3 protein-coding genes are annotated in these 4,101 nt (G+C 71.6%); all 3 read right to left on the reverse strand.

The genetic code is table 11. From position 1 onward, the window contains the following. Positions 1-1,272, reverse strand: a 1,272-nt coding sequence (locus tag JNW89_RS29640) for an Ig-like domain-containing protein (RefSeq protein ID WP_238451598.1), incomplete at its 3' end; no start/stop codon positions are given. Between the two features lie 197 nt (positions 1,273-1,469). After that, positions 1,470-3,149, reverse strand: coding sequence for a right-handed parallel beta-helix repeat-containing protein (locus JNW89_RS29645; RefSeq protein WP_238451599.1), 1,680 nt, complete (start codon positions 3,147-3,149; stop codon positions 1,470-1,472). Positions 3,150-3,323: 174 nt separating this feature from the next. Continuing rightward, positions 3,324-4,101: dihydrolipoamide acetyltransferase family protein (locus JNW89_RS29650; protein WP_238451600.1), on the reverse strand; the 778-nt coding region annotated here is incomplete at its 5' end.

Consider the following 4,101-nt stretch of genomic DNA (forward strand, 5'->3'; position numbering starts at 1 on the left):
CAGGCCGCCGCTGGCGGACGGCCCGGGTGCGGGCCACGATCCGCCGGCCACCGCCCCCGGGTGCGCCGGGTGCGTGACAGGCGCCGGCTTCAGGCCGGGCGGCACGGGCAGCGCGCTGCCCTTGGCGAACTCGTCCCAGCTGACGTTCCAGGCGGTGAAGCCGTTGCCCTGGTCCAACTGCACCTCGGTGCCCTTGACGGTCACCAGGTCACCCACCTTGGTCGTGCTCATCAGCCAGTCCGCCGCCGCCACCGACACGTTGGTGCAGCCGTGCGAGACGTTGATGTTGCCCTGATCCCACTCCGACCACGGCGCGGCGTGGATGAACTCGCCGCCCCAGGTGAGCCGCTGCGCGTCCTCGACGTCGACCACATAAGGGTCGGCCGAACCCCGGGTGTCGAACGTGGTCATCTCGTGCTTCTCCATGATCACCATCTTGCCGCTCGAGGTCGGGGTGCTCGACTTGCCGAGACTCACCGGGATCTTGCGGAGCAGCTTGCCGTCCTGGAGGACCGACATCTGCTTGGTGGCGTTGTCGATCTCGAGGGCCAACTGCCGGCCGATCTTCGAGGTGGACCGGCGGTCCTCGTCACCGATGAACTCCTTGCCGATCGGGAGTCCCGCCAGTCCCGAGCGCACGCTGATCTTCGTGCCGGGCTTCCAGAAATCCGGCGCCCGGTATTCGACCTGCTTGCCGTCCGCCATCCAGGACCAGGTACCCGGCTGCGGCGGGTCGGTCTTCACGAACAATCGCCGCTGCACGGCCGCCTGGGCCTCTTTGGGAATTGGCGGATCGAATGCGACGGTCACCGGCATCGCGGTGCCGAACGTCTGATTTCCGGCGAAATACAACGTGCTCTGAATCGCCTGTCTGGTTGATTTGGGCGATGTGGTGAAGGTCGTCCGCCCAACGGTGGTCCGCCCCTTCTTCCCGGTGGCGGTCACCTCCGCGGTGTAGGTCCGGCCGTTCTCCAGCGGGGTGCTCGGCACCCAGCTCGACCCGTCCTCGCGCGGCTCCCCCGCGACCTGCTTCCCCTTGTCGTCGGTGAGCTTGACGCCGGTGACCTTCCCGTGGCTCACGCTCGTCCCGACCTCCGCGCTGACCGGGACGTCCTTCGCCCGGTCGGCGGGGGTCAGCGCGACCGCGGGGTCCGGGGCCCTGCCCGGCGCCGAGCCGGTGGCGTCCTTCCGGTCCGCCGTGCACCCGCCGAGGATCAACGGTGTGGCTGCGATGGTCACCGCCAATAGCCTCAGTCGCCGCCTCACATCCATATTCAGCCCCCCGTTTCCATTTACCCTTGGCCACATTCTGTACGGCGCTTCTCGGGCCGTGGCGCACTTTCGCGGGAAATGCTCGGAAACGGCTGGGCTTTTGGTCGCCGGTGTGCTCGGCCGCGAATTCGCGGCCCGGCCGTCCCGGAAAAGGAAGCCTGGGTGGTCCGTGTCCCCGGCGTACCGACTCGGGTCGTTCAGTCCCAGTCCTCGTCGCCGTGGTTGCGGTCCCACCGGCCGCCGACCGGCGGGGTGTCCAGCCGGGTGGCGCTCCCGGCGTTGCCGCCGAGGTCGTTGTCCTCGACCCGGCAGGCCATACAGCTGCCCCGCTCGGTGATCCACAGCCCGTGGGACTGGGTGCGCGGGTCGTGGCTGTCCCAGACGCGGTTGCCCCGGATCGTCGCCGAGTCGACCGGCCCGTTGATGGTGATCCCGGCCCGGGTGTCCGGCGCGGCGGGCAGCTCGTACGGCGTCCCGGGCAGCGGCGTGTCACCGCTCCAGGCGGTGGAGGAGTCGGGGCGCACCGGGGCGAGGGTGAGTTCGGTGGAGGTGTTGGCGGCGACCACCGCCACCCGCTCGCCGACCCGCAGCACCTTGCCCCGGTGGGCGTCCGCCGCCCAGTTCGCCGAGCGGTCGACCAGCGTCTTGTCGCTGTACCGGACCGTCTCGCCGCCGCCGGCGCAGGCTGCACCGCACTGCCGCCCGTTGTTGCGGATCCGGTTGTTGAGCAGCGTCGCGTCGGTCATCGGGCGGTCGATGCGGATCGCGTCCAGGCCGTTGCCCCAGAACTCGTTGCTCTCGACCACCACCTCCGTCGCCGCGCCCCGGTAGCCCTCGCCGAGGTTGTGCTCGTGGTAGCCGTACGCGCCGTTGCCGCTGATCCGGTTGCCCCGCACCGTGTACGGGCCGGGGGTGTTGCCCATGCTGATCCCGTCCTGGATGTTGCCGTCGATCATGCAGTCGGTCAGCAGCCCGCCCCGACCGGCCACCCCGGAGGTGCCGTTGGCCGAGACGTCGAAGCCGGCCTCCAGGTTGTCGGTCAGCGTGCAGCCGGTGACGATCAGCCCGTCGGCACCCCAGTCGGAGATGCCGAACCGGTTGTTCTGGCTGTGGCAGCCGATGATCCGGTAGCCGTACGGCGGCGACCAGTAGTCCTTCTGCAGCTCCAGGAAGATGCCGTTGGTGCCGTTGCCCAACGCGGTGCAGTTGGCGATGGTGAGCCGCTCGACCTTGCCCCAGCCGCCGATGCCGACGCCGATGCCGGCCCCACCGATCTCCTCGCCGTTGTCCAGCCGGCCGCAGCCGACCACCACCACGCCGTCGATGACGCTGTCCTGCAGGAAGTCGCAGCCGAGCCCGCTCGCCGCGGTGTGGTGGATGTAGAGGTTGCGGAACACCCCGCGCACCACGTACTGCAGGCCCAGCCCCTTCGCCAGGTAGTTGTACTCGGCCATGGCCACGCCGGAGCCGTCGATCTCGAAGTCGGCGAAGGTGCAGTCGGCGATGTGCCGGTCCCGGTCCGCGCCGTGCTGCAGCGTGGTCCAGAAGGCCAGCGGCGTCGGGTCGGACCGGTTGCCCTCGTTGCTGAGCAGGAACCGGGTCGCCGCCGAACCGGCCCCGATCAGCGAGACCCCGCTGCGCCACACCGTGCCGGCGTCGCGGATCGAGTAGATCCCCGGCGGGCAGTAGATCACCCGGGCCCGCCCGTCGGCGGCGTACCCGTCGCCGAGCCGGTCCACCAGGGCGGCGAGCGCCGGCTGGTCGTTGGTCACCCCGTCGCCGGTCAGCCCGTACTCGTGCGCGTCGCACCACAACGGCGCACCGGCGACGGCCGGGCGACGGTCCCGCACGGTGGCGGTCAGACCCTGGTACGGCACGGGTGCTCCCCTCGGCGGTCCGGTCGTTTCCCCCGGGCGCCGATTTCCCGGCCCACCGACCGGAAAACGCCGTGCCCACGCTCCCCGCCGCCCGGCACCACCGGACGGACGAACCGGACACCACGCCGTCCGGCGGCGGAGCCGGCCAGCCCGGCCGGCTCCGCCCCGTACCGCTCAGACGTTCGCGACCAGCAGCGCCGGCTGCTCGACGCAGTCGGCGACGTGCCGCAGGAAGCCGCCCGCCACGCCACCGTCACAGACCCGGTGGTCGAAGGTGAGGCTGAGCTGGGTCACCTTGCGTACCGCGAGCTGCCCGTCGACCACCCAGGGCTTGTCCACGATCCGGCCCACCCCGAGCAGGGCCGCCTCCGGGTGGTTGATGATCGGCGTCGAGCCGTCCACGCCGAACACCCCGTAGTTGTTGAGGGTGAAGGTGCCGCCGGTCAGCCGGGCCGGCGGCAGCGTGCCGGCCCGGGCCGCGGCGGTGGTCTCCGCCAGCGCGGCGGCCAGTTCCCGGGTGGTGAGCCGCTGGGCGTCGCGCAGCACCGGGACGACCAGGCCCCGGTCGGTCTGCGCGGCGATGCCCAGGTGCACCCCGGCCGACTGGACGATCCGCTGCCCCTCGGTGTCGACGTGCGCGTTGAGCTGCGGGAACCGCCGTAGCCCGCTGAGGCAGATCCGGGCCAGCAGGGCCAGGATGCTCACCGGGGCGTCCGGGGTGGCGGCGTTGATCGCCGCCCGGGTCTCCAGCAGTCCGGTGGCGTCCACGTCCACCCAGATGGTCACCTCGGGGATCTCCCGCCGGCTGCGGGAGAGCTTGTCGGCGATCACCTTGCGGATGCCGGTGAGCGGGATGACCAGGTCCTGCCCGTCGGCCGGGGCGAGCCCGACGTGCGCGGCGGGCTGTTCCGGCACCGCCGCGAGCCGGGTGGCCGGCGCGGCGGCGGCCGCC

Source organism: Micromonospora sp. 4G55, assembly GCF_016803375.1.